The organism is Streptomyces lateritius (assembly GCF_014649715.1).
GTDB lineage: Bacteria > Actinomycetota > Actinomycetes > Streptomycetales > Streptomycetaceae > Streptomyces > Streptomyces lateritius.
The window spans coordinates 82,593-108,847 of sequence record NZ_BMTO01000015.1; the positions used below are offsets into that span (position 1 = coordinate 82,593).

25 protein-coding genes, 1 pseudogene and 1 riboswitch are annotated in these 26,255 nt (G+C 70.8%); of the genes and pseudogenes, 11 read left to right on the forward strand and 15 right to left on the reverse strand.

Annotated elements, in window-relative coordinates:
• The 3 genes and pseudogenes from IE136_RS27300 to IE136_RS27310 form a co-directional block, all read left to right on the forward strand.
• Positions 1 to 262: pseudogene (locus IE136_RS27300) on the forward strand (ABC transporter); the annotation flags it as partial.
• The gene (locus IE136_RS27305; RefSeq protein WP_189601688.1) at positions 259 to 1,047 is read left to right on the forward strand and encodes an ABC transporter permease; all 789 of its coding nucleotides are present in this window, start codon (positions 259 to 261) and stop codon (positions 1,045 to 1,047) included. The pseudogene IE136_RS27300 and the gene IE136_RS27305, both read left to right, overlap by 4 nt.
• A 79-nt stretch (positions 1,048 to 1,126) precedes the next feature.
• The gene (locus IE136_RS27310) at positions 1,127 to 2,125 is read left to right on the forward strand and encodes a hypothetical protein (RefSeq protein ID WP_229819201.1); all 999 of its coding nucleotides are present in this window, start codon (positions 1,127 to 1,129) and stop codon (positions 2,123 to 2,125) included.
• Positions 2,126 to 2,174: 49 nt separating this feature from the next.
• On the opposite strand, the gene IE136_RS27315 is transcribed toward IE136_RS27310, so the two are convergent.
• Positions 2,175 to 2,456: a DUF4031 domain-containing protein gene (locus IE136_RS27315; RefSeq protein ID WP_158988945.1), complete on the reverse strand. Its 282-nt coding sequence runs from the start codon at positions 2,454 to 2,456 to the stop codon at positions 2,175 to 2,177.
• Between the two features lie 13 nt (positions 2,457 to 2,469).
• The gene (locus IE136_RS27320; protein WP_189601689.1) at positions 2,470 to 2,826 is read right to left on the reverse strand and encodes a DUF8819 family protein; all 357 of its coding nucleotides are present in this window, start codon (positions 2,824 to 2,826) and stop codon (positions 2,470 to 2,472) included.
• A gap of 102 nt (positions 2,827 to 2,928) precedes the next feature.
• Between IE136_RS27320 and IE136_RS27325 the strand changes: the two genes are divergently transcribed.
• Complete coding sequence (locus IE136_RS27325; RefSeq protein ID WP_373309149.1) at positions 2,929 to 3,930, forward strand: MurR/RpiR family transcriptional regulator; 1,002 nt, start codon at positions 2,929 to 2,931, stop codon at positions 3,928 to 3,930.
• 54 nt (positions 3,931 to 3,984) lie between these two features.
• Positions 3,985 to 4,905 (forward strand): N-acetylmuramic acid 6-phosphate etherase, encoded by a 921-nt coding sequence (gene murQ, locus IE136_RS27330; protein WP_158988939.1) that lies wholly within the window; start codon positions 3,985 to 3,987, stop codon positions 4,903 to 4,905.
• Between the two features lie 34 nt (positions 4,906 to 4,939).
• Here the strand turns inward: murQ and IE136_RS27335 are convergent, their stop codons facing one another.
• The 4 genes from IE136_RS27335 to IE136_RS27350 all read right to left on the reverse strand — a co-directional run bounded on the left by IE136_RS27335 (position 4,940) and on the right by IE136_RS27350 (position 9,673).
• Entirely contained in the window at positions 4,940 to 6,427 is a 1,488-nt protein-coding gene (locus tag IE136_RS27335; protein WP_158988937.1) for an alpha/beta hydrolase, read from the reverse strand.
• A gap of 136 nt (positions 6,428 to 6,563) precedes the next feature.
• Positions 6,564 to 7,556, reverse strand: coding sequence for an HTTM domain-containing protein (locus tag IE136_RS27340; protein ID WP_158994535.1), 993 nt, complete (start codon positions 7,554 to 7,556; stop codon positions 6,564 to 6,566).
• 142 nt (positions 7,557 to 7,698) lie between these two features.
• Entirely contained in the window at positions 7,699 to 8,406 is a 708-nt protein-coding gene (locus IE136_RS27345; protein ID WP_308432474.1) for a DUF5819 family protein, read from the reverse strand.
• 109 nt (positions 8,407 to 8,515) lie between these two features.
• The gene (locus IE136_RS27350) at positions 8,516 to 9,673 is read right to left on the reverse strand and encodes an ice-binding family protein (protein WP_308432475.1); all 1,158 of its coding nucleotides are present in this window, start codon (positions 9,671 to 9,673) and stop codon (positions 8,516 to 8,518) included.
• A gap of 818 nt (positions 9,674 to 10,491) precedes the next feature.
• Between IE136_RS27350 and IE136_RS27355 the strand changes: the two genes are divergently transcribed.
• A complete protein-coding gene (locus IE136_RS27355) occupies positions 10,492 to 11,304 on the forward strand; it encodes a hypothetical protein (RefSeq protein WP_189601691.1) in 813 nt (270 codons plus the stop codon).
• A 16-nt stretch (positions 11,305 to 11,320) separates the two neighbouring features.
• Here the strand turns inward: IE136_RS27355 and IE136_RS27360 are convergent, their stop codons facing one another.
• From IE136_RS27360 to thrC, 6 genes are all read right to left on the reverse strand, one after another.
• Positions 11,321 to 11,872 (reverse strand): GNAT family N-acetyltransferase, encoded by a 552-nt coding sequence (locus IE136_RS27360; protein WP_229819202.1) that lies wholly within the window; start codon positions 11,870 to 11,872, stop codon positions 11,321 to 11,323.
• Complete coding sequence (locus tag IE136_RS27365) at positions 11,869 to 12,336, reverse strand: SRPBCC family protein (RefSeq protein WP_158988931.1); 468 nt, start codon at positions 12,334 to 12,336, stop codon at positions 11,869 to 11,871. Before IE136_RS27365 ends, IE136_RS27360 begins: the two co-directional genes overlap by 4 nt.
• A 145-nt stretch (positions 12,337 to 12,481) precedes the next feature.
• A complete protein-coding gene (gene groL / locus IE136_RS27370; RefSeq protein ID WP_158988929.1) occupies positions 12,482 to 14,110 on the reverse strand; it encodes a chaperonin GroEL in 1,629 nt (542 codons plus the stop codon).
• 345 nt (positions 14,111 to 14,455) lie between these two features.
• Positions 14,456 to 14,659: a cold-shock protein gene (locus IE136_RS27375; RefSeq protein WP_005315736.1), complete on the reverse strand. Its 204-nt coding sequence runs from the start codon at positions 14,657 to 14,659 to the stop codon at positions 14,456 to 14,458.
• 394 nt (positions 14,660 to 15,053) lie between these two features.
• Positions 15,054 to 15,332, reverse strand: a complete 279-nt coding sequence (locus tag IE136_RS27380) for a MoaD/ThiS family protein (protein ID WP_158988927.1) — start codon at positions 15,330 to 15,332, stop codon at positions 15,054 to 15,056.
• Positions 15,333 to 15,370: 38 nt separating this feature from the next.
• Positions 15,371 to 16,681 carry a threonine synthase gene (thrC, locus tag IE136_RS27385; protein WP_158994531.1) on the reverse strand — a complete coding sequence of 437 codons (1,311 nt, stop codon included), beginning with the start codon at positions 16,679 to 16,681 and terminating at the stop codon, positions 15,371 to 15,373.
• Positions 16,675 to 16,869, reverse strand: a riboswitch (SAM riboswitch). (Overlaps the previous gene by 7 nt.)
• A 120-nt stretch (positions 16,870 to 16,989) precedes the next feature.
• Here thrC and IE136_RS27390 point away from each other — a divergent pair.
• The 3 genes from IE136_RS27390 to IE136_RS27400 all read left to right on the forward strand — a co-directional run bounded on the left by IE136_RS27390 (position 16,990) and on the right by IE136_RS27400 (position 21,322).
• Entirely contained in the window at positions 16,990 to 17,943 is a 954-nt protein-coding gene (locus IE136_RS27390; protein WP_158988926.1) for a glucosyl-3-phosphoglycerate synthase, read from the forward strand.
• Between the two features lie 56 nt (positions 17,944 to 17,999).
• On the forward strand, positions 18,000 to 19,793 hold the full coding sequence (locus tag IE136_RS27395; protein WP_229819230.1) for a DUF7927 domain-containing protein: 1,794 nt from the start codon (positions 18,000 to 18,002) through the stop codon (positions 19,791 to 19,793).
• An 86-nt stretch (positions 19,794 to 19,879) separates the two neighbouring features.
• A complete protein-coding gene (locus IE136_RS27400) occupies positions 19,880 to 21,322 on the forward strand; it encodes an alpha,alpha-trehalose-phosphate synthase (UDP-forming) (protein ID WP_189601693.1) in 1,443 nt (480 codons plus the stop codon).
• Positions 21,323 to 21,408: 86 nt separating this feature from the next.
• Here IE136_RS27400 and otsB read toward each other — a convergent pair whose 3' ends face one another.
• Genes otsB through IE136_RS27415 form a run of 3 tightly spaced genes read right to left on the reverse strand, consistent with a single transcriptional unit; the run spans position 21,409 to position 23,842 of the window.
• The gene (otsB, locus tag IE136_RS27405; RefSeq protein ID WP_158988920.1) at positions 21,409 to 22,251 is read right to left on the reverse strand and encodes a trehalose-phosphatase; all 843 of its coding nucleotides are present in this window, start codon (positions 22,249 to 22,251) and stop codon (positions 21,409 to 21,411) included.
• Positions 22,252 to 22,274: 23 nt separating this feature from the next.
• Complete coding sequence (locus IE136_RS27410) at positions 22,275 to 22,532, reverse strand: DUF3263 domain-containing protein (RefSeq protein ID WP_189601694.1); 258 nt, start codon at positions 22,530 to 22,532, stop codon at positions 22,275 to 22,277.
• Positions 22,533 to 22,570: 38 nt separating this feature from the next.
• Complete coding sequence (locus IE136_RS27415) at positions 22,571 to 23,842, reverse strand: ABC transporter substrate-binding protein (RefSeq protein ID WP_229819204.1); 1,272 nt, start codon at positions 23,840 to 23,842, stop codon at positions 22,571 to 22,573.
• Between the two features lie 220 nt (positions 23,843 to 24,062).
• Between IE136_RS27415 and IE136_RS27420 the strand changes: the two genes are divergently transcribed.
• A complete protein-coding gene (locus IE136_RS27420; protein ID WP_189601696.1) occupies positions 24,063 to 25,013 on the forward strand; it encodes an ROK family protein in 951 nt (316 codons plus the stop codon).
• Positions 25,013 to 26,158, forward strand: a complete 1,146-nt coding sequence (nagA, locus tag IE136_RS27425) for an N-acetylglucosamine-6-phosphate deacetylase (RefSeq protein ID WP_189601697.1) — start codon at positions 25,013 to 25,015, stop codon at positions 26,156 to 26,158. Before IE136_RS27420 ends, nagA begins: the two co-directional genes overlap by 1 nt.
• The last annotated feature ends 97 nt before the right edge of the window (positions 26,159 to 26,255 follow it).

A 26,255-nucleotide genomic window follows, 5' to 3' on the forward strand; every position in this document is an offset into this window, starting at 1 on the left:
GCGGCTGCGGTTCGCCGACCCGGCCGCGTACCAGAACGCCACCACCGCGCTCCACGACGTCACGCGGGACGACGAGGCCCTCGCGCTCCAGATCCCCAGCGACGGCAGCCAGCGCGCACTGCGCTCCGTCCTCGACCGGCTGCACACCGCCGGCATCGAAGCCGACGAACTGACCGTCCACACCCCCGACCTCGACGACGTCTTCTTCGCCCTGACCGGCTCCACCACCGTGCCCAGCCAGCCCAAGGAGGCTGTCCGATGAGCTCCTTCTCCCTCGCCGTCCGCGACTCCCACACCATGCTGCGCCGCAACCTGCTGCACGCCCGGCGCTACCCGTCCCTGACGCTCAATCTGCTGCTCACGCCGGTCATGCTGTTGCTGCTGTTCGTCTACATCTTCGGCGACGCGATGAGCGCCGGCATCAGCGGCGGCGGAGGCCGCGCCGCGTACATCGCCTACATCGTCCCCGGCATCCTGATGATGACCATCGGCTCCACCGTGGTCGGTACGGCCGTGTCCGTCTCAACGGACATGAACGAGGGCATCATCGCCCGCTTCCGCACCATGGCGATCCACCGCGGGTCGGTGCTCTTCGGGCACGTCGTCGGCAGTGTGCTGCAGGCCATCATGAGCGTCGTCCTCGTCGGCGCCGTCGCCGCGGCCATCGGCTTCCGCTCCACGGACGCCACCGTCCTGGAATGGCTGGCGGCATTCGGGCTGCTCGCGCTGGTCGCCCTGGCCTTCACCTGGATAGCGGTCGGCATGGGCATGGGCAGCCCCAACGCCGAAGCCGCCAGCAACAACGCCATGCCGCTGATCCTCCTGCCGCTCATCTCCAGCGCCTTCGTCCCCCTGGACGCCATGCCCGGCTGGTTCCAGCCGATCGCCGAGTACCAGCCCTTCACGCCCGCCATCGAAACCCTCCGCGGACTCCTCCTCGGGACCGAGATCGGCAACAACGGCTGGATCAGCGTCGCCTGGTGCCTGGGCCTCACCGTCCTCGGCTACTTCTGGTCGAGGGCACAGTTCAACCGCGACCCCAAGTAGGTCCCCACGCGCCGCGTATCGTCGCGGAGGCCCCCTCTCCGGAGGGGAACACGCCGAAGACGAGAAACAGGGGAGCTCAGTGATACCCAGCAGGATCCGCACCGCAGCGGCGGTGGCCGGGGCGGTCGTACTCGCCGCCGCGGGCACGGTGTTCGGCGCCGCGCCCGCCACCGCCGCCTCGACGGACTTCACCTACGAGGTGACACGGAACGCCGAGACGTACAAGGACGTGCCGGGCACCGCGATCACCTTCGACGCGGCCGCCGGTGAGAGGTCGTACCTCTGGTCCCGGTACTTCTCGACCGACCCCGTCGACACGCTCGCGGCCGGGGACAACATCGGCAACACCTTCGCCATCCGCTGCCGCAACGCCGACGGGACCGCGCTGCCGACCGGGACCGAAGCCGGGTCCTACTGGGCGGCGAATCTGGTCCCGCCCGGCGAGACCTCGCTGACCGCCGGTCTGCGCTGGCTGTTCATCGCGCCCGCCGACGGCAGCTACACCTGCCGCCTGTCGATCGTCTCGTACTCCTCCATCATCGTGAACGGCCGCACCGTCACCATGCGCGTCCCGGCCGGCGCCGAACTGGCCCGCGCGGTCTACCCCGCGATGTCCCGGTGGACCCTGCTCGCCGGCACCGGTGTCACGGTCGCCCGCTCGACCACGGTCTCCACCCTCGGCTCCACGCACACCCCGTCGGGCGGCGACGAGATCGCCGTCTACCAGGACGCCGCACTCTCGACCTGCGCGGCCGGCTCCCCCATCTGCTCCGGCGGCACCACCGCCTACACCGGCACCACCGTCGAGACCTGGGTCGAGGCGCAGCCCAAGAACCCCGACGGCTCTCTCTGCGGAGCCCCGGTCAAGGGCCCGGTCTCCCGCTGGAACATCTCCAACGCCAAGCACCACCAGACGGCGGCGAACACCCTCAAGCTCACCACCGCCCAGCTCGGCGGCTGCACGCAGATCCGTACGACGCTGAAGGTACGGAACGTCGACGGCAACCCGGTCAAGATCCATGACGGGTACGCCTCGGGAACGCTGGCGGCGACGCACGGGGCGGCGATCACCTACTGAGGCCGCGGGCCGGAGGGCGCAGGCCCGGGAGGCGCTGGATCGTCGGCGATCAGCCGGACGGATCCGGCGCGGGCCTCCCCTTCGGCCGGCGCAGTCCCGCCTCCGTGATCCGGCGGACCAGCTCCTTGGAGCCGACCTCGACCGCACCCGCCGCCACCGCGTCGGCGTAACGCTCCGACGGGATGTCGTAGTGGTCGCGCTCGAAGGCACGCGGCGGGGCGCCGATCGCGGCGGCGAAGGCGTGGAGCTCCTCGTAGGAGACGTCGCTGACCAGGTGCGACCACATGCGGCCGTGGCCGGCCCAGGTCGGCGGGTCGATGTAGAGGGTCACCTCGCGGCCGCCGTCACTTCAGGCCGCCGACCGGGGCGACGACCACGCCCGCCTTGCCGCAGACCCAGTGGGGGTCAGGACCGAGTTCGGGTTCGACGTCCAGGGCGTGCGGATCGCCCGAGAAGCAGACAGGACAGAGCGGCCACCGGCCGTAGCGCTCCAGGAGCGCGTCCTGCACGTCCTGGGCCACGAGACCGGCGACGTACGTGATGCCCTCAGGCCACTGCTCGACCCACCAGCGGCGGTGCGTGACCGCCTCCTCGACCATCGAGACGACCTCCGCGGCGGCCACGTCCCGCGCCGCCAGATCGGCGAGGACGAGCGCGCGGGCGGCATGCAGCGCCTGTTCCAGGGGGTCGATGTCGTCCATGAGCTCATTGTCACCCGACAAGCCTGGGGCCGGCGAAGGTCCTCCGCATCCGGACGCCCCGGAGGTCTTGACGCACCCTGGGGCCGAAAATATCTTTCAGATGTGACCGATGACGTGAAGGAAAGTTTCAGAGCCCCGGCCGCCCGGACCGGCGGGTCCGGCTCCGGCCCCACTTCAGGCTCCGCCCCCGCACCAGCCTCCGGTTCCGGTTCCGGGAGTGACGCCCCGCCCGCGCCCGCCGCCCTCGCCGCCAAGGTCCGTACCCTCGCGCCGTCCATGACCCGCTCCATGCAGCGGGTCGCCGAAGCCGTCGCCGGAGACCCGGCCGGCTGCGCCGCCCTCACCGTCACCGGACTCGCCGAGCTCACCGGCACGAGCGAGGCCACCGTCGTCCGCACCGCCCGCCTCCTCGGCTACCCCGGCTACCGCGACCTGCGCCTCGCCCTCGCCGGCCTCGCCGCCCAGCAGCAGTCCGGCCGCGCCCCTTCCGTCACCGCCGACATCGCCGTCGACGATCCCATTGCCGACGTCGTCGCCAAGCTCGCCTACGACGAGCAGCAGACCCTCGCCGACACCGCCGCCGGACTCGACACCGTCCAGCTCGGCGCCGTCGTCGCCGCCCTCGCCGGGGCCCGCCGCATCGACATCTACGGCATCGGCGCCTCCGGCCTCGTCGCCCAGGACCTCGGTCAGAAACTGCTCCGCATCGGCCTGCTCGCGCACGCGCACAGCGACCCGCACCTCGCCGTCACCAACGCCGTGCAGCTCCGCTCCGGCGACGTCGCCATCGCCATCACCCACTCCGGCTCGACCGGCGACGTCATAGAGCCCCTGCGTGTCGCCTTCGACCACGGGGCGACCACGGTCGCGATCACCGGCCGCCCGGACGGTCCGGTGACGCAGTACGCCGACCACATCCTCACCACCTCGACCGCCCGCGAGAGCGAACTGCGTCCCGCCGCCATGTCGTCCCGTACCAGCCAACTCCTCGTCGTGGACTGCCTGTTCACCTGCGTCACGCAGCGTACGTACGAGACGGCGGCGCCCGCCCTCGCGGCCTCGTACGAAGCCCTCGCCCACCGCCACTCCCCTCGCACCCGCTGATCTCGTCACCCTGCCTGACCCGTCAACGACGACGACGCACCGAAAGAGCCGCACGTGTCCTCTACGTACTCCAAGCTCCAGGCGCAACTGGCCACCCTCACCACCGAGGCGTTCCGTCCCGAGCTCGCGCGGATCGACCAGCTCCCGACGCTCGACATCGCCCGCACCATGAACGACGAGGACCGGACCGTCCCGACCGCCGTCGCCGCGCAGCTGCCGAGGATCGCCGCCGCGATCGACGCGGCCGCCGTACGGATGGGGCGGGGCGGCCGTCTCGTCTACGCCGGCGCGGGCACGGCGGGCCGGCTCGGCGTCCTCGACGCGAGCGAGTGCCCGCCCACCTTCAACACCGACCCGGGCGAGGTCGTCGGTCTGATCGCGGGCGGCTCCGCGGCGATGGTCAAGGCGGTCGAGGGCGCCGAGGACTCGCGCGCCCTCGCGGCCGAGGACCTCGACGCGCTCGGCCTGACCCCCGACGACACGGTGGTCGGCATCTCCGCCTCCGGCCGTACCCCCTACGCCATCGGCGCGGTCGAGCACGCCCGCTCGGTGGGGGCCTTGACCATCGGCCTGTCCTGCAACGCGGACAGCGAGCTCGCGGCCGCCGCCGAGCACGGCATCGAGGTCGTCACCGGACCCGAACTCCTCACCGGCTCCACCCGGTTGAAGGCGGGCACCGCCCAGAAGCTGGTCCTCAACATGATCTCCACGATCACGATGATCCGGCTCGGCAAGACGTACGGAAACCTCATGGTGGACGTCCGCGCCTCGAACGAGAAGCTCCAGGCCAGGTCGAGGCGGATCGTCGCGCTCGCCACCGACGCGCCGGACGAGCGGATCGAGGCCGCGCTCGCCGAGGCGGACGGCGAGGTGAAGACGGCGATCCTGATGCTCCTCGCCGACATCGACGCCAAGACGGCAAAGGACCGCCTCGCCACCTCCCGGGGCCACCTGCGCGCCGCCCTGACTCCCTGACGCCGTCACTCACCTCGGCTCCGAGAGCGGGTGGTCAGCCGCAGTACGTGTCGGAGGCCGGCCGTACCCCCGTACGGAGGAACGCCGTCACCGCCCGGTCCCCGCACGCGTTGCCGTTCCCCAGGTACATCCCGTGCCCGCCCTGGTCGACGGCGACCAGCCGGGCCCGGTCGCCGAGGGCCGCGCGCATCTTCAGACCGGCGGCGTACGGGGTGGAGGGGTCGCGCAGGGACTGGATCATCAGGATGTTGGAGGGGCCCCGGTCGGTGATCCGGGTCGGCTTCTCGGCCGGGGCCTTCCAGAAGGAGCAGGGTGTGATGTTCGCCGGGAAACCGGCCGTGAGCGGGTGACGGACGCGGTCCTCGGCGACGGCGCGCCGGTGGGCGGGGACGGAGCGGGGCCACCGTACGTCATTGCAGATGACGCCGATCATGACCGCCGCGTCCTCCTCGGACAGCGCGTCGGCGAGCTCCCTCGGGAGCACGGGGTTCCGGGCCGGATCCAGAGCCTCCACCACCAGCCGGGCGAACCCGGGGAACGCGGCGTCGCCGTACAGCGCGTTCTGCAGCGCCTGCCGCAGCACATTCCCGGTCAGCGGTACGCCCGGCTTCGACGACTCCTTCGGCTCGCGGTCCAGCCTCTCCGCCAGCGCGATCACCAGCGGCCGCACGTCCTCCGGCCGCTCCGCGAGCCGCAGCCCCTGCTTCGTCCGGTCGGGGTGCGCCGCCCATTCCGCGAAGTCGGGGAACCTGTCCTCGGCGCCCGGGCCCAGAAAGCCGAGCCAGCCCCGGGCCACACGCTCCGGGTCCGGATCGCTGCTGCTGTCCAGGACCCAACGGTCGGTCCGGTGCGGGAACTTCTGTGCGTACACCGCCCCGACGTACGTCCCGTACGAGACCCCCCAGGCGGACAGCTTCTCCTCCCCGAGCGCCTGCCGGAACCGGTCGAGGTCCCGTGCCTGGTTCGCCGTCGTCATGCTCGCCAGCACCTCGCCCCCGTTACGCGCGCACGCCTCGGCGGTACGCCGGGACCGGGCCACGTTCTCGTCGATCCCGCCGTCGGCGTCCGGCCAGGACCGCAGGGTCACCAGCCGCCGGTCGCTCTCGTCGAGCCGACAGTTCGCCTTCGCGCTGCCGCCCACCCCGCGCGGGTCCATCGCCACCAGGTCGTACGCCCCGCCCAGCTCCCCGCGCAACGCCGCCCCCTTCGACGCCAGCCGCCGCACCCCCGAACTCCCGGGCCCGCCGGGAATCACGGCCAGCGTCCCGCGCCGCTCCTCGGGCCGGTCACCGCGGATCCGCGACACGGCGATCCCGATCCGCCGCCCGCCGGGATCGCTGTAGTCCAGAGGTACGGAGAGGGTGGCGCACTGCTGTCCGGGCACCGGCTCGGGAATCGCGCAGTCACCCCACGCGAGGCTCCCGCCCGCGCCGGCCGTGTCGGCCCGGGCCACGGTGAGCGAGGCCGCGGCGGCGGCTGAGGAAAGGGCGAGGAGGAGGGCGGTGCGCCCGTAAGTCGTCATGGGAGCAGCTTCGTTGGCGGAGCAGCACGATCACATCCGGCAGCCGGGCGGGTCCGGGGTGGGGCTTTCCCCCGGGCCCGAACTCGGGTCGGCCACTTCGGGCGGCAACGGCATCACGCTGCCGCCCGAGAGCGGCTCACCGCAGGGCGGAGGCGTCACCCGCCGGTCCCGGCTGCGGCGGCACCGCGGCAGCCGCCGTCCCGGGACGGGCCTCCGCTTCCATGGCGCCTGTTCGTCGGGCGGTACGCCGCCACAGCCGTCCCGCGGCGCGGTAGAAGCGGTCCGGCAGGAACACCGCATCGGCGAAGATCATCGCGCCGGAGAACACCGGCAGTCCCATGAGCACCGCAATGTTCACGTGCATGCCCAGCAGCAGGATCAGGAGCGGGTACTTGAGCCTGCTGAAGAGGGCGAACGGAAACGCGACCTGCGCCAGCACCGTCACATAACCCAGGGCCGCGAGCAGTACATGGTGGCCGTCGATCGCCTGGGACAACTCAGGCCAGGGACGGAACAAGCCGAGGTTCAGGACGTAGTGGAGGGCGGTGCCGTCGGCCCACTTCTGCCCCTGCACCTTGTACAGCCCCGCGCATCCGTAGAGGAAGCAGACCTGCGCCGCGATGACGAACATGCCGCAGTTGTGCAGCACGGTGGTCAGGACGGAGCGCGCGTCCCGCAGTTGGTGCCGCAGGCCGTTCCCGAGAGGCTCGGCGGCTTTGCCGGCCGCGGCCTTGCGCCGAGTCCTGCGCGCGTCGAGGGACCAGCGGCGACCACATGCGGTGAAGACCAGGTAGAGGGCCATGAGAACCATGAGGTTGTCCCCGCCGTCCACCATGTAGATCGCCTTGGCGTGGAACGACACCACCATGACCGCGAACAGCACGGACACCGCACGCGTGCGCCAGCCCAGCGCGAACAGCGCACACGTGACAACGGCAACGGCGTAGCAGACCTCGAAGTACACCCGGCTGTCGGACAAGAGGAGGACGCTGGCCCACCCGGTCTGGTCGTACATGAGCCGGGCCAGTTCGGGAGTCCATGGCGATCCGGGCCCCCACATCTCCTCGCGGTGGGGGAACTCGCGAAGCAAGAAGACGAGATAGAGCACCCCGTACCCGATGCGCAACATCGCCGCCGCGTACAAGGAGACGGGTTGCTCGGTCAGAAGGACGAGGAGAGCGTGGATTCGATCGGACACGCGCTGGAGCACGTGTACGACGGCCTGTCCGATGGCTCCTCGGGGCGCTGGGGACGCCGGGGCCGGTGCCTTCTCAGTGCGCTTCACGCGAGTCCACCTTCCACCAGGGCAGGTACCGGGTCGCGGTCGGTGCAGGTGCCGCCGCGGCCTGACGGGATCCGTCCGCCGGACGGGGAGGGTCGATGTGCACAGTGGTCACCCGTAGCTGGATGGAGTCGAAGGTGCCGCCCCGTTGCGCGGTGACGCGGTCCGTCGCGATGTTGCGGAGATACTCCTGGATCAGAGCAGCTCGCTCCGAGTGTGGCCGGTCGTCGGTACCGTGCGTTTCGGCGTAGGAATTCCAGGCACGGCGCAGCATGTTCTGGGACGTGTGGCTCGGGAAGACGTTGTGCTTGACGGCGGAATCGTCCATGGAGCTCAGATCGATCCAGTCGCTCACGTGCGTGGTGCCGTTCGGCGCTGTTTTCCCGACCCGCGCCGAGACCTGCCGATTAACAGACTGCGGGTCCGGAGCGAAGAGCCGCCAGTTCTGCGAGAACAGGGGCTGGACCCAGGCGTTGATCTGTTGGCTGTACGCCCTGGAAATGGCGTTCGATGGAGCCACGTACAGAAACACCAAGAGCACATGGACCAGGGTCACCGCGAGGCACAGGGCCACGGCGACTCCCGTTCCGGCGATCAGCAGGCGGGGTGGCTCTGAATTCCCGCGATTGCGACTCGGCCCTTCGCCACCGTCCTGCTGTGAATCCTTCGCGTGTGTCGACTCAACGCCGCCCAGCACGGCCCCACCCGGTCCTTCCCATTGCGACTGCTCGCACCTGCTTCTCCTGCTTCCATGGATGGCGCGCGACGGAATCGACGACGATCCGCCGCGCGCCGCCCTTACTCACTCAGTGGGGCAGGGGCGCGGGTCGCCCCTGGGGCTTCAGGTCGTAGGGCCCGGGCTTACCCGGCTTACCCGGCTTACCCGGCTTGCCCGGCTTCCCCGGCTTGCCGTGGTGGTCGCAGTCGTGGTGACCGCCTGTGTGGTGGCCACCCGTGTGGTCGCCGGTCGTGTGGCCGCCGGTCGTGGTGGTGGGCTCACCGGTCGTCGTGGTGGGCTCACCCGTCGTCGTGGTGGTGGTGGTGGGCTCACCCGTCGTCGTGGTGGTGGTGGTGGGCTCACCCGTCGTCGTGGTGGTGGTGGTGGGCTCACCCGTCGTCGTGGTGGTGGTGGGCTCACCCGTCGTCGTGGTGGTGGTGGTGGGCTCACCCGTCGTCGTGGTGGTGGTGGTGGGCTCACCCGTCGTCGTGGTGGGCTCACCCGTCGTGGTGGTGGTGGTGGGCTCACCCGTCGTGGTCGTGGTGGTGGGCTCACCCGTCGTCGTGGTGGGCTCACCCGTCGTCGTCGTCGGCTCACCCGTCGTGGTCGTGGTGGTGGGCTCACCGGTCGTCGTCGTCGTGGTGGTGGTGGTGGTGTCCTCGCACAGAGGGCGGGTGATCTCGTTGGTGTCAAGCGTCACGGCGCCGTTACGGGCCAGCGCGCGGCCCTCGATGTCCGCGCCCGTGGTGACACTGATCGAGGTCAGGGCCATGATGGTGCCCACGAAGGTGGATTCGGTCCCGAGGGTGGCCGAACTTCCGATCTGCCAGAACACATTGCACGGCGAGGCGCCGTTGATGAGGGACACGTTGCTGCCGGACGCCGTCGTCAGCGTCGAGCCGACCTGGAACACCCAGACAGCGTCGGGGTCGCCCTCCGCGTTCAGGGTGAGCGTGCCGGTGATGGCGGCACTGACAGGGGCGTTGTAGACGCCCGGCGTCAGCGTCCTGCCACCGAGCTCCACCGGAGGATCATCGGGGAAGACCACGTCCGGCGCCTGCCCGGCCGCATCGTTGTAGGCCGTCGTCAGGTCGCTCTGGGCTTGAGCAGCCACAGCGTCCGCGACATGCACGGCCCCGTTCACGATTCCGGGAGGGAATCCGGTGACGGACGTCCCCGGACTCACTCCGAGGTCTCCGTTGATCACCGAAGGGCCGGTGTTGGTGACGGCGGAGCCTCCCAGCACCGCGAAGCTCTCCGCCGTTCCCAGTTCAACTTCCGTGGCAACGGCACTTGCCCGTGTAGGCGTCACTGCCACCACGGCCAACGCGACCAGCAGGGTGAGTACCCCCGCGATCCAGGCCGTCATCGTGCGCCGATGCGAGGCATCGGCAGTATTCAGTCTCATCGAGGAGCCAACTCCTGAGGGATGGTGACGTCCGGCGTTCCTGATCGAACGGAATCGCCTCTTTTGTCGGCGGCATATTACGCAGGGGGCAAACTCGGATAGCGATTCAGGCGGTGGTGTTGCCGGAATCAATCAATATGCATCAACGAGTAGGTGCTCAAATACTGAGCCGAATGGCTGACATTGATCCCTGCTGCGTCCTGCCGCGCTTCACTGATACCGCGCGCCGCACGGATCGCTGGTGCCCGCTCGCCACAGGAGGCGGAGAAAAGTCCGCGATTCATCCAGATCAGTAGTTTTTCTCGGCCAGAAGGCGCTTGCCGTGAAAGGGAAGCGGGTGGCGGCGATTGCCCCGGATGGCGGAGGCCGGCGAGACCCCGGTCAAGCCGGCTCCGGGCTCCCGGGCCCTGCCTGAGGGCACTTCGGTCCCGCTCGGTCTCCCGGAGCTCAAGCCCCGGGCTTCGAGCCCCTTTTCTGCGGAAGGGGTGGGGGCTTGGGATCGAACCCGCCCACCCACCCCGCGAGTTGACCCTCGGCGACCGACTTGCCACGCAGTGTCATATGCCTCTAGCGTGTCCGGAAAACGAACGACCCCCGCCGGTGCTGGAACACCTGCGGGGGTCTGACCGATCGATCGAAAGCAGTGGTACCGATCAATGGCTGACGCCGAGTTTAGTCTCGCCGCCCACCCCCTCGCCAACCCCGGCTACGGCAAGCGCTCCACCCCGTACCAACGCCCCGCCACCGGCTCCGACTTCGCGCACCTCCCGCCGCGCGAAGCCGCCATCGCCGCGTACATCGACCGGCTGGCCGAGGGCAGCGACATCTCCGCGAAGACGCTGGCCAAGCACCTGCCGTACGGGCAGTGCGCCGTGCGCACCGCGCTCAACCGCATTCAGCGTGCCGGGCATCTCCGCCGTGGCGTCGAGTGCGTGGACGGTCTCTGGATCACCCGAACGTGGTGGTCCCGTACGGCACGTCACGACGCGTGGTGGTCCGCGTTCCAGCGCGGCGACGTACCCCGCGAGAAGCCCAGCCGCTCCCGGGCGTACATCCTGCTCGCAGCCCTCGGCCGCACCGACGCCGCCATGTCGCTGTCCCACGCCGAGTGCCGGGCCCTCGCGCCCCTGGTCGACGAATGGTTCGCCCGGGACGCCGATGAGAACGACGTGACCCGTGCCCTCACCACGGGTCTGCCGACGCCCGTGCACCACCCGGCCGCCCTCGCCCGCAACCGCCTCACCACCAAGCTCCCGCCCGAGCCCCTCCGCCGCGAGCGACCACCCCTCCGCTTCCTCGAATGCTCCAAGTGCGGCGCCCCGGGCTACGCCGGTGCCCTCAGCGACGGCGACTGCGGCCCCTGCCGCCGAGGCGAGACCGCCCCCAGACCCCCTGCCGGCGTCCTCCCCGCCTCCCGCGTCCACGCCCACGCGGCGGCCATCCGAGCCGGCGAAGGGGCTCACCCATGACGCCTGCCGGCGCCGCTCAAGCAGGACGTGAGCCGACCCGCCCGTACATCACCATGTCGCGCCGTTCCCCTCCCACCTCCTGCCACGCGCGCAGCACCCCCTCCCGTTCGAACCCCGCCCGTTCCGCCGTCCGTGCCGAGGCCGTGTTCCAGGGCTCCACGAGCAGTTGGAGGCGCGGCACCGCCAGCGTGCCCAGCGCCCACTCGCTCACCGCCGACAGTGCCGCGCCCGCCGCGCCCTCGCCCCTGTGCGGTGCCGCGATCCAGTAGCCGAGGGTCGCGCGGCCCTCCGGGAGGTCGCGGAGCCAGAGGCCGATCGTGCCGACGGGGCGCGCGTCGCGCCGGCGTTCGATGACGAAGGGGTAGCCGTCGCCGGTCTCCGACCGCGTCCACTGGCGGCGGACGAAGGCCTCGCCCTCCGCCCGCGAGTACACCGGCGGGACGGTGGTGATCAGCGGGATGTACGGGTCCGCCGAGGCCTCTCGTACGAGGGGGAGGTCGGCCATCTCCCAGGGGCGCAGGTCGTGGGCGCCCGCCGTCAGGCGCGGGACCACCAGGCTTTCGCTCACATCGTGCGAAGGTACTCCGCCAGGCGGTCGTACTCCTCCTTCACCCCGTCCTCCATCCCCGTCGCCAGCGCCTGGTCCCGGATCTCCGACGACGGCCAGATCGACTTGCTCGTCAGGGCCGTGCCGCCGTCCGGGGTGGCGTCGAAGGTGAGCGTGACACGGACGGGCGGGCCCGGCATCAGCTCGAAGGTCTCCGTGTAGACGAGCCGCTCGCCCGGGACGATCTCCTCGTACGTCCCCGAGAACACGATCTCCCGTCCGTCCGGCGCCTTCTGCCCCCAGCGCCAGGCGCCGCCCACACGCAGGTCGATCTCGCAGACGACCGTCGGCAGGGCGGCCACGCCGTACCACTGACGGACGTGCTCGGGTCGCGTCCACGCCTCCCAGACGCGGGCGGGCGGGGCGTCGAAGGTCCGGGTGATGACCAGCTCGCGGTCCGCGGGGGTCGTCAGCAGCGTGATCATGGTCCGTTCTCCCGCCGTGGAGGTCCTCCCACCAGCATCACCCCGAACGCCCGAGGGCGGCACCCCCAACAGGGAGTGCCGCCCTCGGCTGGACTGAGGTCGACCCGGACGACCGGACGGAGTCCGGTGCGTCGAGAGATCAGACTCAGAAGTCCATGTCACCGCCCGGCATGCCGCCCGGAGCGGCCGCGGAGGCCTTCTCCGGCTTGTCGGCGATGACGGCCTCGGTGGTCAGGAACAGCGCGGCGATGGAGGCGGCGTTCTGCAGGGCAGAGCGCGTCACCTTCGCCGGGTCGATGATGCCCTCGGCGATGAGGTCGACGTACTCGTTGGTCGCGGCGTTCAGGCCGTGGCCGACGGGCAGGTTGCGGACCTTCTCCGCCACGACGCCGCCCTCGAGGCCGGCGTTGACGGCGATCTGCTTCAGCGGGGCCTCGAGGGCCAGCTTCACGATCGCGGCACCGGTCGCCTCGTCACCGGCGAGCTCGAGCTCGAGCTTCTCGAAGACGTGCGAGGCCTGGATGAGCGCGACGCCACCACCGGCGACGATGCCCTCCTCGACGGCCGCCTTCGCGTTGCGAACGGCGTCCTCGATGCGGTGCTTGCGCTCCTTGAGCTCGACCTCGGTCGCGGCACCGGCCTTGATGACCGCAACACCGCCGGCGAGCTTCGCCAGGCGCTCCTGCAGCTTCTCGCGGTCGTAGTCGCTGTCCGAGTTCTCGATCTCGGCGCGGATCTGGTTGACACGGCCGGCGACCTGGTCGCTCTCGCCGGCACCGTCGACGATCGTGGTCTCGTCCTTGGTGATGACGACCTTGCGGGCGCGGCCCAGCAGGTCCAGACCGGCGTTCTCGAGCTTGAGGCCGACCTCCTCGGAGATGACCGTGCCGCCCGTGAGGATGGCGATGTCGTTCAGCATGGCCTTGCGGCGGTCGCCGAAGCCCGGAGCCTTGACCGCGACGGACTTGAAGGTGCCGCGGATCTTGTTGACGACCAGGGTCGACAGGGCCTCGCCCTCGACGTCCTCGGCGATGATCAGCAGGGGCTTGCCCGACTGCATGACCTTCTCCAGGAGCGGGAGCAGGTCCTTCACGGAGGAGATCTTGGAGTTGACGATCAGGATGTACGGGTCGTCCAGGGACGCCTCCATACGCTCCATGTCGGTGGCGAAGTACGCCGAGATGTAGCCCTTGTCGAAGCGCATACCCTCGGTGAGCTCCAGCTCCAGACCGAAGGTCTGGGACTCCTCGACGGTGATGACGCCTTCCTTGCCGACCTTGTCCATGGCCTCGGCGATGAGCTCGCCGATCTGGGTGTCGGCGGCGGAGATGGAGGCCGTGGAGGCGATCTGCTCCTTGGTCTCGACATCCTTCGCCTGCTCGAGCAGGGCGCCGGAGACGGCCTCGACGGCCTTCTCGATGCCGCGCTTGAGGGCCATCGGGTTGGCGCCGGCCGCCACGTTGCGCAGGCCCTCGCGGACGAGCGCCTGGGCGAGGACGGTCGCGGTGGTCGTACCGTCACCGGCGACGTCGTCCGTCTTCTTGGCGACTTCCTTGACCAGCTCGGCGCCGATCTTCTCGTACGGGTCCTCGAGCTCGATCTCCTTGGCGATGGAGACACCATCGTTGGTGATCGTGGGGGCGCCCCACTTCTTCTCGAGGACGACGTTCCGGCCCTTGGGGCCAAGGGTGACCTTGACGGCGTCAGCGAGCTGGTTCATGCCGCGCTCGAGACCGCGCCGGGCCTCCTCGTCGAACGCGATGATCTTGGCCATGTGAAGTGGTCCTCCCGGACAGGGGGTGGATAACGCTCCAGGACCGCGCCGACGCCCGCGACGGACGGCCTGCGAGCCCGGCGGTTCCTTGCCCCACCTGGTCGCGGACCTCATCTGCCCGATCCTCGTAAGCACTCTCACCTTCAGAGTGCTAACGCAATGATTAGCACTCGACCCATGCGAGTGCAAGCGCCTCTCGACGATCGGGACCCGGTTCATGGAGGCCGCGCGGGGTCGCCCGGGGCCACCCGGGGCCGGTCCCGGGAACGCACGAGGGGTCCGCATCCTGGTCAGGATGCGGACCCCTCGGCGTGAGTGCGTACGTGGTGGCCGATCGCGCCGTACTCAGACGGCGAGCTTGACCATGTCCGCCTGCGGACCCTTCTGGCCCTGCGAGATCTCGAACTCGACTCGCTGACCCTCTTCAAGGGTGCGGTAACCGTCCATCTGGATCGCGCTGTAGTGGACGAAAACATCCGCACCACCGTCGACCGCGATGAAGCCGTACCCCTTCTCCGCGTTGAACCACTTGACGGTGCCCTGAGCCATGCCTAACTCCCCTATTACTGGCCCTTGCGCGGGACCGCACTTCGCGGACCCGGGTCAGACCCTGCGCCGGAACGCGTCGACCGCGGCTGAATGTATCTGCCCAACTGCCCTCTGCAACAGGTCAATCGGGCGAGAATTCTGGGCATGCCAGAAAGGAGGAATGCGGAGAACTCCAGGAGTTCCGGGGCAAGTCGGGCCCGTCAAAGTACGCAGAAGGTACACAAGACTCGAACACTTTGGCTGCATCTCGTCGCGCACGGACGCATTCTCATATGCGCCTGGCATGAGCAGCGGAGGGGGCTTCCCCAACTCTACCGCGCTCAACCATGCAGAATTGCCCCCTCCGCTTTTGAAGCGGAAGGGGCAATTCAGTAACTACGGGTAAGGCGAGGGCTCAGCAGCCGCCGGCGACCGCCGGGATGATCGAGACGCCCGCGCCTTCCGGGGTCGCCGTCTCCAGGCCCTGCTCGAAGCGCACGTCGTCGTCGTTGACGTACACGTTCACGAAGCGGCGCAGCTTGCCCTGGTCGTCCAGGACGCGGGCGGCGATGCCCGTGTGGTTCTTCTCCAGGTCGGCGATGACCTCGGCGAGGGTCGCACCCTCGGCCGCGACCTCGGCCTGGCCGCCGGTGTACGTGCGCAGGATGGTGGGGATGCGGACCTTGACGCTCATGTCACTAACCTTTCGGGGGGCTCAGGTGGCCAGGGGGCTCAGTTGGCCAGGCCGGCGTCGCGGAACGCGTCCAGGCTCGGGCGGATGGTGGCGGTGGCCTGCGAGGTCTCGGCCACCGCGTCCAGGGTCTTGAGACCGTCGCCCGTGTTGAGGACGACCGTGGTCAGGCTCGGGTCGATGAGGCCGGCCTCGATCAGCTTCTTCGTCACGCCGACCGTCACACCGCCCGCCGTCTCGGCGAAGATGCCCTCGGTGCGGGCCAGGATCTTGATCGCCTCGACGACCTGCTCGTCGTTCACGTCCTCCACCGCGCCGCCCGTCCGGCGCGCGATGTCCAGGACGTACGGGCCGTCGGCCGGGTTGCCGATCGCCAGGGACTTGGCGATGGTGTTCGGCTTCTGGGGCCGTACGACGTCGTGGCCGGCCTTGAAGGCCGCCGACACCGGGGAGCAGCCCTCGGCCTGGGCCCCGAAGATCTTGTACGGCTTGTCCTCGACGAGGCCCAGCTTGATGAGCTCCTGCAGACCCTTGTCGATCTTGGTGAGCTGTGAGCCGGAGGCGATCGGGATCACGAGCTGGTCGGGGATGACCCAGCCGAGCTGCTCGCAGATCTCGTACGCGAGCGTCTTGGAGCCCTCGCCGTAGTACGGGCGCAGGTTGACGTTGACGAAGCCCCAGCCCTCGCCGAGCGGGTCGCCGATGAGCTCCGAGCAGAAGCGGTTGACGTCGTCGTAGTTGCCCTCGATGCCGACGAGCTCGCCGCCGTAGACGGCGGCCATGACGACCTTGCCCTGCTCCAGGTCGTGCGGGATGAACACGCAGGAGCGGAAGCCGGCACGGGCGGCGGCGGCGCCGACGGCGCCGGCCAGGTTGCCGGTGGAGGAGCAGGAGAGCGTGGTGAAGCCGAAGGCGCGGGCGGCCTCGAGGGCCTGGGCGACGACACGGTCCTTGAAGGAGTGCGTCGGGTTGCCGGAGTCGTCCTTGACGAAGAGCTTGCCCGGCTCGACGCCCAGCTCGCGGGCGAGGTTGTCGGCCTGGACTAGCTTGGTCCAGCCCGGGTTCAGGTTCGGCTTCTCGGCGACGTCGGCGGGGACGGGCAGCAGCGGGGCGTAGCGCCAGATGTTGGCGGGGCCGGCCTCGATCCGCTTGCGCAGCGCCTCGGGGTCGCCGGTGGGCAGGTCGTAGGCGACTTCGAGCGGGCCGAAACAGAGCTCGCAGGCGAAGATGGGGCCGAGGGGGAAGATTTCACCGCATTCGCGACAGGAGAGCCCTGCGGCGGGACCGAGATCGACGGTCGAGGCGGTGGAAACAGTCTGTACAGCCATGGAGGCGAGGCCCTTTCTCCTCATCTTTCCCATGGCGAATTTCGCCATGAGACGGATTTGGCACCTTCCCTAGCCGGGGACCTCGCGTAAAAGCCTGCGTCCGTCAGGACACCACCAGGGGTGGTGGCCGGGAGACGGGCGGGCGAGACGAACCGACTGGAGGGTTGCCGGGGCTTCAACGGGCCGTTTCCCTCTGCCCCTCTGGATGAGCGGTATTCGGTTGTGAGACGCGGGCGGCACCCCGACATGCATCGGGCATCCGCGTTGTTCAAGACTGTAACCGAAGGCCCGGACGGTTGAGATGGTCGTCCGAACCGCGAGATGGAGATCACGTGCTGGATGAAGTGGAGCGCTGGCTCGAACGGCGGTCCTGGTCCGTGACGGACCGTTCGCTCGACCGGATCCTGGCGGCGAAGCACGCCACCACGGTCAGCGTCGTGCTGCCCGCGCTCAACGAGGAGGCGACCGTCGGCGACATCGTCTCGGTGATCCGGCGCGAGCTGATGTCCGACGCGGTGCCGCTCGTGGACGAGCTGGTGGTGATCGACTCCGGTTCCACCGACCGTACGGCCGAGGTGGCTGCGGCGGCCGGGGCCAGGGTCGTGGCGCGGGACGCGATACTCCCGCGGCTCCCGGCCGTGCCCGGCAAGGGCGAGGTCCTGTGGCGGTCGCTCTTCGTGACGCACGGGGATGTCGTGTGCTTCGTCGACGCGGACCTGCGGGACTTCTCGGCGGACTTCGTCTCCGGCATCGTGGGCCCGCTCCTCACCGATCCCGGCGTCGACTTCGTCAAGGCGATGTACGACCGCCCGCTCGGTGACGCACCTGGTCAGGGCGGCCGGGTGACGGAGCTGGTGGCCCGCCCGCTGCTCAATCTGCACTGGCCGCAGCTGGCCGGCTTCGTGCAGCCGCTGGGCGGCGAGTACGCGGCGCGCCGCTCGCTGCTCGAGCGCCTGCCCTTCCCGGTCGGTTACGGAGTGGAGCTGGGCCTGCTCGTCGACGCCCTGCACACCGTGGGTCTCGACGCGCTCGCGCAGGTCGACGTCGGGGTCCGCAAGCACCGTCACCAGGACGGGCAGGCGCTCGGCCGGATGGCGGCGGCGATCTACCGGACGGCGCAGCTGCGGCTTTCGCGCGGCCATCTGGTGCGGCCCCGCCTGACGCAGTTCGAGCGGGACGAGACGGGCGAGGGGAGGCGGTTCGCGCCCCGGACGTACGACGTGGACACGGAGGAGCGGCCGCCGATGGCCGATGTCGCGGAGTACGCGCACCGCCGCGTGGCGTAACCCCGCATGATGATGCGCTTTGCCTACATTTCCGTTTTATGCGGTTTGTGAAGCGAATGCATCGGTTGGGATCTCTGTCGGCGGCCCTCTGCCTCGTCGCCGGCCTCGCCGTCGGCACGCACTCCCTCATGGTGGCCGGCCCGGCCGCCGCGGACGTGGTCGAGCCTTTCGGCAAGCGGTACGAGGAGTCGCTGTACGGCGACTTCCGGACCGTCGGCAACACGGTCATGGGCTGCCCCACCGCCCCCGCCGACCTGGCCGCGCGCTGCGCGACCGCGGCGGCGGGCCGGGGCGGCGACAACAACAACACCTTCGTGTTGGAGCGGCTCAACACCGCCTCCATGGCCGACGGGTACGGCTCCAGCACCGGCCGCGTGGAGATCCCGGCCGGCGCCAGGGTCGCGTACGCCCGGCTCTTCTGGGGCGGCAACGACGGCACGTACAAGGGGCCGAGCGGAGTGCGGCTCAAGCGCTGCGACCTCTCCGGCGGTGATGTGCGGCCCTCGCCCGGCGACTACGCGACGACGGCGCCGCGCATCAGGGTCGGGGCGGGGCCCGAGACGCCGGTCTCCCTCGACAGCATGGTCGCCGACCCGGCGGACACCGACGGCCCGCACTACTACACGGGCGAGTCGGACGTGACGGCCGCCTTCGCGGGTGTCACCGGCGGTACGGACACCCGGATCGCGGTCGGCAACATCTGGGCGGCCGCCGGCAAGGGCTGCGTGGCGGGCTGGTCCCTGACGGTCGTCCACGCGTTCCCCGGCCCCGAGCCCACGCACGCGCCGGAGCGCCGCAACGTGTACGTCTACGGCGGCCACGTCCTGCAGCGCTCCACCTCCCCCGCGACGACGATCACCGTCGACGGTTTCCACCGGACGGCGGGCACGGTCCGGGCGAGCGTGACGGCGTACGAAGGGGACCGGAACACGCCGGGGGACACGTTCCTCGTCGGCGGCGAGAAGGTCGCCGAGGCGCACACCGGCAGCACCGGAAACTTCTTCACCGGCGACGACGACGGCGCGGTCTCCCCCCGGCTGGTCGACAACCTGAGCATCGACGCCAGGGCCTTCGACGTCCCGGACCGTGCGATCCCGGTCGGGGCGCGCTCCGCCGGGCTGACCTTCTCCACCAGCGGCGACACCTACGTGCCGGCCGCGCTGGCCCTCTCCGTACCCGTGCCGGACCTGGAGATCACCAAGACGGCGCACCCGAAGAAGGCGAAGCCGGGCGACACCCTCACCTACACGATCACGGCGAAGAACACCGGCAAGCTCGACCACCGGAACGCCGAGCTGAGCGACGACCTGACGGGGACCCTCGACGACGGTACGTACAACGGCGACGCGAAGGCGACGCTCGGGACCGTGACGTACAAGGGGCCGAAGATCGGCTACGTCGGGGACATCCCGGCCGGCGGGACGGCGAAGATCACCTACTCGGTGACGGTCGACGACCCGGTGCGCGGCGACGGCAAGCTGGTGAACGGCGTGGTGGTGGAGTCGCCGCGCTCGAACTGCGGGCGCGGCAGCGAGGACCCGGCCTGCGGGGCGGCCCCGGTGATCGACCCGCCCGAGCGGAAGCCGACCCGGACACCGCCTCCGACCCCGACAGCGACTCCGACCGTCCCCTCGCCGTCCCCCGACCCCGTGGAGTTCTCCGCCTTCCCGACGCCGGTCCCGGACGCGACGACGCAGCAGCCGCGCCCGGTCCCGCACGGGCCCGGCGGCTCGATGGCCGAGACGGGCTCCCACGGTGAGCGGCTGTGGCTGCTCGGCGGGCTCGCGCTGGCTCTGGCGGCGACGGGCGTGGTGGCGAAGGCGGCGATGCGCGGCCGACGCGAGAGCTGAGACGGGAGGCACAGCGGGTGAGGCGAGGAGTCGCCACGCTTGTATACGTACGTTTGAGCGTTTACGGGACGGGCTAGGTTCGCCACATGGCTTCTGTGCTCGTTGCCTCCAATCGGGGCCCCCTCTCGTACGCCCTCGCCGCCGACGGCACGCTCAGTGCCGGGCGCGGCGGGGGCGGTCTCGTCTCCGGCCTGTCCGCCGCCCTCGCCGAGCAGCCCGACGCGCTGTGGGTCTGCGCGGCGCTGTCGGACGGGGACCGCGAGGCCGTGCGCCGGGGCGTCTTCGAGCCCGGCGTCCGGATGCTGGCCCTCGACCCGGAGGTCTACGACGACGCGTACAACGGCATCGCGAACTCGGTGCTGTGGTTCCTCCACCACCACCTGTGGGACGTGCCGCGCGAGCCGGTCTTCGACGCGGAGTTCCGGCGCCGCTGGGAGTCGTACCGCGCCTACAACCGCTCCTTCGCGGAGGCGCTGGCGGAGCAGGCGGCCGAGGGCGCGGAGGTCCTGGTGCAGGACTACCACCTGGCGCTGGTGCCGGGGCAGCTGCGGGAGCTCCGCCCCGACCTGCGGATCGCCCACTTCACCCATACGCCGTGGGCGTCGCCCGACTACCTGGGGATGCTCCCGGACGACATCCGCGAGGAGCTTCTGTGGGGGATGCTCGGCGCGGACGAGCTCGGCTTCCACACCTGGCGGTGGGCGTCGGCGTTCATCGGCGGAGCGGGCATCGACAGCGCCGAGGGGGTTGCGCAAGGCTTCTCGCCGAGCGGTGACCCGTGGCGCGGAGTGCACCACCGCCGCGAGGGCGGGCCCAAGCGCTCCACGCGCGTGCGGGTGCACCCCCTGGGCGTGGACGCGGACGAGCTGCGGTCGCTGGCGCACCGGCCGGAGGTGGACGAGCGGCTGGCGGCGCTGCGGGCCGAGGTCGGCGACCGGAGGACGATCGTGCGGGTGGACCGCACGGAGCTGTCGAAGAACGTGCTGCGCGGCCTGCTCGCCTACCGCGAGCTGCTGCGCGAGCGGCCCGAGTGGCACGACCGGGTCGTCCACCTGGCCTCGGCCTACCCGTCCCGCCAGGACCTGGCGGTGTACCGGGCGTACACGGCGTCGGTGGCGGAGCTGGCCGAGGAGATCAACGCCGAGTTCGGCACGGAGAACTGGCGGCCGGTACTGCTCTCGGTGAAGGACGACTTCACGCGCTCCCTCGCGGCCTACCGGATGGCGGACGTGGCCCTGATCAACCCCGTGCGGGACGGGATGAACCTGGTGGCCAAGGAGATCCCGGTGGTCTCGGAGGCGGGTTGCGCGCTGGTGCTGTCGACGAGGGCGGGGGCGTACGAGGAGCTGCGCGAGGACGCGCTGACGGTCAGCCCCTACGACGTGTCCGAGACGGCGCGTGCCCTGCACCGGGCCCTGACGATGCCGCCGGGCGAGCGCGCCGAGCGCACGAAGCGCCTGGCGGCGACCGCGACCGCACTGCCGCCGCAGCGCTGGTTCCTGGACCAGTTGGACGCCCTGCGCGGCTGACCGGCTCCGGCAGCGCGCCGGATGGACATGAGGGGCGCCCCGGGAGACCCCGGGGCGCCCCTCATGTCCCTACGCCTCGCGTGGGCTCAGGCTTCCTCAACCGCCTTCGCCAGTCCCGCGAGGAACTCCACCACCGCGGCCGGCCCCGGGACCGACAGGTCGGCCCGTTCCGCCAGCTCCGTGACCTCGGCCGAGCCGCTGCACACCAGCAGGCCCGGGGTCCCGTCCGAGCGCAGTTTCTCCACGGCCGCGAAGGCCGGCAGGTCGCCCAGGTCGTCGCCCGCGTACAGCACGGACCCGGCGCCCACCTCCCGTACGTACTCGGCGAGGGCCACGCCCTTGTCCACGCCGGGCGGGCGCAGTTCCAGGACCATGCGGCCGGGTTCGAGGACGAGGCCGTGCCGGGTGGCGAGGTCGGCGAGCGGTCCCTTGAGGGCCTCGAAGGCGGCCTGCGGGTCGGTGGAACGGCGGGTGTGTACCGCGACCGCGCGGCCCTTCTCCTCGATCCAGGTGCCCGGCCAGGCGCCGTTGCGGTCCAGGTAGCCCGGAAGCTCGGCGCGGACGGCCGCCACGCCCGGGTGCGGGGCGGCGGCCCGGACGGTGCCGGTGACCGCGTCCCAGCGTTCGGCGCCGTAGTGGCCGAGGACGACGAGGTGTTCCAGGCCCGGCACCCCGGCGAAGCCGCCGTACCGTACCGCCACGCCTGCCGGGCGTCCGGTGACCACCGCGACCGAGGCGATCCTGGGCGCGAGGGCGGCGAGGGCGGGGACGGCGCCGGGGTGGGCGCGGGCCTGTTCGGGGTCGGGGACGATCTCGGCGAGTGTCCCGTCGAAGTCGAGGGCGACGACGGCCTTGTCGGGCCGCGCGAGCAGCGCGGCCAGGCCGTCTCGGCCGGCGGACGTGGTCGGGTGCGGAAGGCTGCTGACCATGGGACGACCCTACCCAGGCGTGCTCAGCGGCGCTGCTCCTTCTCCGCACGGACCCGTCGCAGCCGGTTGACGGTCACCGGATCGTGGGCGAGCGCCCGGGGGTCGTCGAGGAGGGCGTTGAGGAGCTGGTAGTAGCGGGTCGGCGAGAGGCCGAGCCGCTCGCGGACTGCCCGCTCCTTGGCGCCGGGGCCGGGCCAGGAGCGGCGTTCGAGGGCGAGGACGGCCCGCTCCCGTTCGCCGAGGCCGTCCTCCCCGGGTCGGGGGTCGCTCGCGTCGGTCATACGAACAACCTATTACTCCCCCGCTGCCGCGGGCGCTCCTACTCCGCGCTCTCCGCCGTTGTCGCCTCGCGCCCGATCTTCCCCAGGACGTCCACGGGCCGGGTGCCCGGCGCGACGGCCTTGCCGATGTTCTGCTTGATGTTCTCGCTGACCTGGGCCCAGGACGTCTTGCCGACCGGCGGCAGCTGCGAGCTGGGCAGCTCCTTCAGGAACGCGCGGAGGTTCTTGTGCTCCTCCTCGCTCTCCATGCGGGAGTACGCGCTCACGGTGACCGGCAGCAGGTCGTTGCCGCCCGCGAACGCCAGGACGTTCTTGTCGCTGAAGACGAAGTTGAGGAAGTCGCCGATCTCCTGGCGGTGGCCGTTCTGCTTGAAGCCCATGATCCAGTCGGCGACGCCCATGGATGCCTTGGCCTTGCCGTTCGGGCCGGGCAGTGCGACCTTGCCGACCGTCACGCCCTTCTTCTCGGCCTCCTGCATGAGGGACGGGTGGCCGTTGAGCATCCCGACCTCGCCGCGCGTGAAGGCTGCGAAGGCGTCCTTGCGGTTGAGCTTGCCGGGGGCGACGGGCCCGGTGAGCTCCTTCTCGACCAGGTTCTTCTTGAGCCAGTCGAAGGTCGCCACGTTCTGGTCGGAGTCGATGCGGTAGCGGTCCGTGGCGTCGGTGTAGCCGTCCCCGCCGCTGAGCAGCCACATCATGGTCTCGGCCTGCGCCTCCTCCGGGCCGAGCGGCAGCGCGAAGGGGTACGGGACATCGTCGTCCTTCAGCTTCTCCGCGGCGGCGGTCAGCTCGGCCCAGGTGGTCGGGGCCTCGGTGATGCCCGCCCGGTCGAAGAGCTTCTGGTTGAAGAAGAGCAGCCGGGTGGAGGCGGCGAACGGCAGTCCGTACTGGGTGCGCTTCATCTCGCCGGCGGAGGCGAGCGGCGCCAGGAAGTTGGCCTGGACGGGTATGGAGAGCAGTTCGTCGGCGGAGTAGAGCTGGCCGGCGGCCGCGTAGTCGGCGTAGGCGCCGATCTGGGCGATGTCGGGTGCCTGGCCGGCCTTGACCATCTCGGCGACCTTGCGGTCGACGTCGTTCCAGGACTCGATCTGGACCTCGACGTTCACGCCGGGGTGCTCGGCCTCGTAGGCGGCGGTGAGGTCGTCCCAGTACTTCTGGGTGGTGTTGCCGCCGGTGAGGTCGTAGTCGGCGGCGACCAGCTTGAGGGTCACGTCGCCGGAGTCGGCGCCGGTGAGGCCACAGCCGGAGATCACTCCGGTCAGGCCGAGCGCGGCGATGGTCGCGGTCAGTCCAAGAATTCGCCGCTGCACAGCGTCGCCCCACCCTCTTGCTCGTCGTCGAGCCGTGATTCTCACTCCGGGGAAAGCATAAGGTCTACACCACTTGGGTATCGATTCGCCCCCCCTGGGGCCGGGGCGGCCCACGCCGGGCGGCCGTCGCCGCACGTCGGCGGCCCGCATTTGTATGACCCCGCAACAATACGGCCCAGTGGACTAGACCTTTCGGCCGTGTACGCGGGACACTGTCCCCGTGAGACACGTCATCGCCCTCGATGTGGGCGGCACCGGTATGAAGGCCGCCCTGGTCGGGGCGGACGGCACCCTCCTCCACGAGGCACGCCGCGCCACCGCACGCGAGCGCGGCCCCGAGGCCGTCGTCGAGACGATCCTCGAATTCGCCGCCGAGCTGCGCGCCTACGGCCTGGAGCGGTACGGACAGCCCGCCGCGGCGGCCGGCGTCGCCGTCCCCGGCATCGTCGACGCGGAGAACGGCATCGCCGTCTACGCCGCCAACCTCGGCTGGCGCGACGTGCCGATGCGGGCCCTGCTCAGCGAACGCCTCGCCGGCGCCCCCGTCGCCCTCGGCCACGACGTCCGCACCGGCGGCCTCGCCGAAGGCCGGATCGGCGCCGGCAACGGCGCCGACCGCTTCCTCTTCGTGCCCCTCGGCACCGGCATCGCCGGCGCCATCGGCATCGGCGGCGCCATCGAGGCCGGCGCTCACGGCTACGCCGGCGAGATCGGCCACATCGTCGTCCGCCCCGGCGGCACGGAGTGCGGCTGCGGCCAGCGCGGCTGTCTGGAGCGCTACGCCTCCGCCTCCGCCGTCTCCCTCGCCTGGGCCGCTGCCTCCGGCGACCCGGGCGCGGACGCGGCCGACTGCGCCAAAGCCGTCGAGTCCGGCGACACCACGGCCGCACAGGTCTGGCAGGACGCCGTCGACGCCCTCGCCGACGGCCTCGTCACCGCGCTCACCCTGCTGGACCCGCGCACGCTCATCATCGGTGGCGGTCTCGCCGAGGCCGGGGAAACCTTGTTCACACCACTGAGGGCCGCGGTCGAGGACCGCGTGACGTTCCAGAAGCTGCCCGCCATCGTCCCGGCGGCCCTCGGGGACACCGCCGGATGTCTGGGCGCGGGCCTCCTCGCCTGGGACCTGCTCGCCGACCAGCGCCCCACCGATTCGGAGGTATCCGCCTGATGGCCGTTTCCACTGTTCTCGCCGGCGCCCGCGTGGTGCTGCCGACCGGGATCGTCGAGAACGGACGCGTGATCGTCGAAGGCGGCCGCATCTCCGGCAGCACGCCGGAAGGCACACCCTCCCTCGACCTGGCGGGCCACTGGGTCGTACCCGGCTTCGTCGACATGCACAACCACGGCGGCGGCGGCGCCTCCTTCACCTCCGGGACCGTCGACGAGGTCCTCCACGGCGTCCACACCCACCGCCTGCACGGCACCACCACCGCCGTCGCCTCCTTCGTCACCGGCGACATGGACTTCCTCGGCCGGCGCGCGGGCCTCCTCTCCGAACTGGCCGAACAGGGCGAGATCGCCGGCATCCACTTCGAGGGCCCCTTCATCTCCCCGTGCCGCAAGGGCGCCCACGACGAGGCGCTGCTGCGCGACCCCGACCCGGCCGAGGTCCGCAAGCTGATCGACGCCGCCCGCGGCCAGGCCAAGATGGTGACCCTCGCCACCGAGCTGCCCGGCGGCATCGACTCCGTACGCCTGCTCGCCGAACACGGCGTGATCGCCGCCATCGGCCACACCGACGCCACGTACGAGCAGACCGTCGAGGCGATCGACGCCGGCGCAACCGTCGCCACCCACCTCTACAACGCGATGCCCGGCCTCGGCCACCGCACCCCCGGCCCCATCGCCGCCCTCCTGGAGGACGAGCGGATCACGGTCGAGCTGATCAACGACGGGACGCATCTGCACCCCGCCGCGCTCGAACTCGCCTTCCACCACAAGGGCGCCGACCGGGTCGCGTTCATCACCGACGCCATGGACGCGGCCGGCTTCGGTGACGGCATGTACGACCTCGGCACGCTCGCCGTCGAGGTCAAGGACGGGGTGGCCCGGCTGGTCGAGGGCGGCTCCATCGCGGGCTCCACCCTCACCCTGGACCGCGCCTTCAAGCGGGCCGTGACCATCGACCGGCTGCCGGTCGAGTCCGTCGTCCGCGCCATCTCCGCCAACCCGGCCCGGCTCCTCGGCATCGACGACCGGGTCGGCTCGCTGGAGCCCGGCAAGGACGCCGACCTCGTCGTCCTCGACGAGAACTTCGACGTCAAGGGCGTCATGCGCCGGGGCACCTGGGTGGTTGACCCCCAAGTGGCCTGATTTCGGCCGGACGTGCGTACGGGCGGTTGGTTCCGGGTCTGGGCCAACCGCCTTCTCTTTGGCATGATCGGGGCGCGAACGGCAAGCGCTTCACGGG

Excerpts from the sequence above, each read along its gene's own strand:
- IE136_RS27305 (WP_189601688.1), top strand. The coding sequence starts at position 259 with ATGAGCTCCTTCTCCCTCGCCGTCCGCGACTCCCACACCATGCTGCGC.
- IE136_RS27320 (WP_189601689.1), bottom strand. The coding sequence starts at position 2,826 with ATGGACGACATCGACCCCCTGGAACAGGCGCTGCATGCCGCCCGCGCG.
- IE136_RS27335 (WP_158988937.1), bottom strand. The coding sequence starts at position 6,427 with ATGACGACTTACGGGCGCACCGCCCTCCTCCTCGCCCTTTCCTCAGCC.
- IE136_RS27340 (WP_158994535.1), bottom strand. The coding sequence starts at position 7,556 with ATGTTGCGCATCGGGTACGGGGTGCTCTATCTCGTCTTCTTGCTTCGC.
- IE136_RS27355 (WP_189601691.1), top strand. The coding sequence starts at position 10,492 with ATGGCTGACGCCGAGTTTAGTCTCGCCGCCCACCCCCTCGCCAACCCC.
- IE136_RS27365 (WP_158988931.1), bottom strand. The coding sequence starts at position 12,336 with ATGATCACGCTGCTGACGACCCCCGCGGACCGCGAGCTGGTCATCACC.
- groL (WP_158988929.1), bottom strand. The coding sequence starts at position 14,110 with ATGGCCAAGATCATCGCGTTCGACGAGGAGGCCCGGCGCGGTCTCGAG.
- IE136_RS27375 (WP_005315736.1), bottom strand. The coding sequence starts at position 14,659 with ATGGCTCAGGGCACCGTCAAGTGGTTCAACGCGGAGAAGGGGTACGGC.
- IE136_RS27380 (WP_158988927.1), bottom strand. The coding sequence starts at position 15,332 with ATGAGCGTCAAGGTCCGCATCCCCACCATCCTGCGCACGTACACCGGC.
- thrC (WP_158994531.1), bottom strand. The coding sequence starts at position 16,681 with ATGAGGAGAAAGGGCCTCGCCTCCATGGCTGTACAGACTGTTTCCACC.
- IE136_RS27395 (WP_229819230.1), top strand. The coding sequence starts at position 18,000 with ATGCATCGGTTGGGATCTCTGTCGGCGGCCCTCTGCCTCGTCGCCGGC.
- IE136_RS27400 (WP_189601693.1), top strand. The coding sequence starts at position 19,880 with ATGGCTTCTGTGCTCGTTGCCTCCAATCGGGGCCCCCTCTCGTACGCC.
- otsB (WP_158988920.1), bottom strand. The coding sequence starts at position 22,251 with ATGGTCAGCAGCCTTCCGCACCCGACCACGTCCGCCGGCCGAGACGGC.
- IE136_RS27410 (WP_189601694.1), bottom strand. The coding sequence starts at position 22,532 with ATGACCGACGCGAGCGACCCCCGACCCGGGGAGGACGGCCTCGGCGAA.
- nagA (WP_189601697.1), top strand. The coding sequence starts at position 25,013 with ATGGCCGTTTCCACTGTTCTCGCCGGCGCCCGCGTGGTGCTGCCGACC.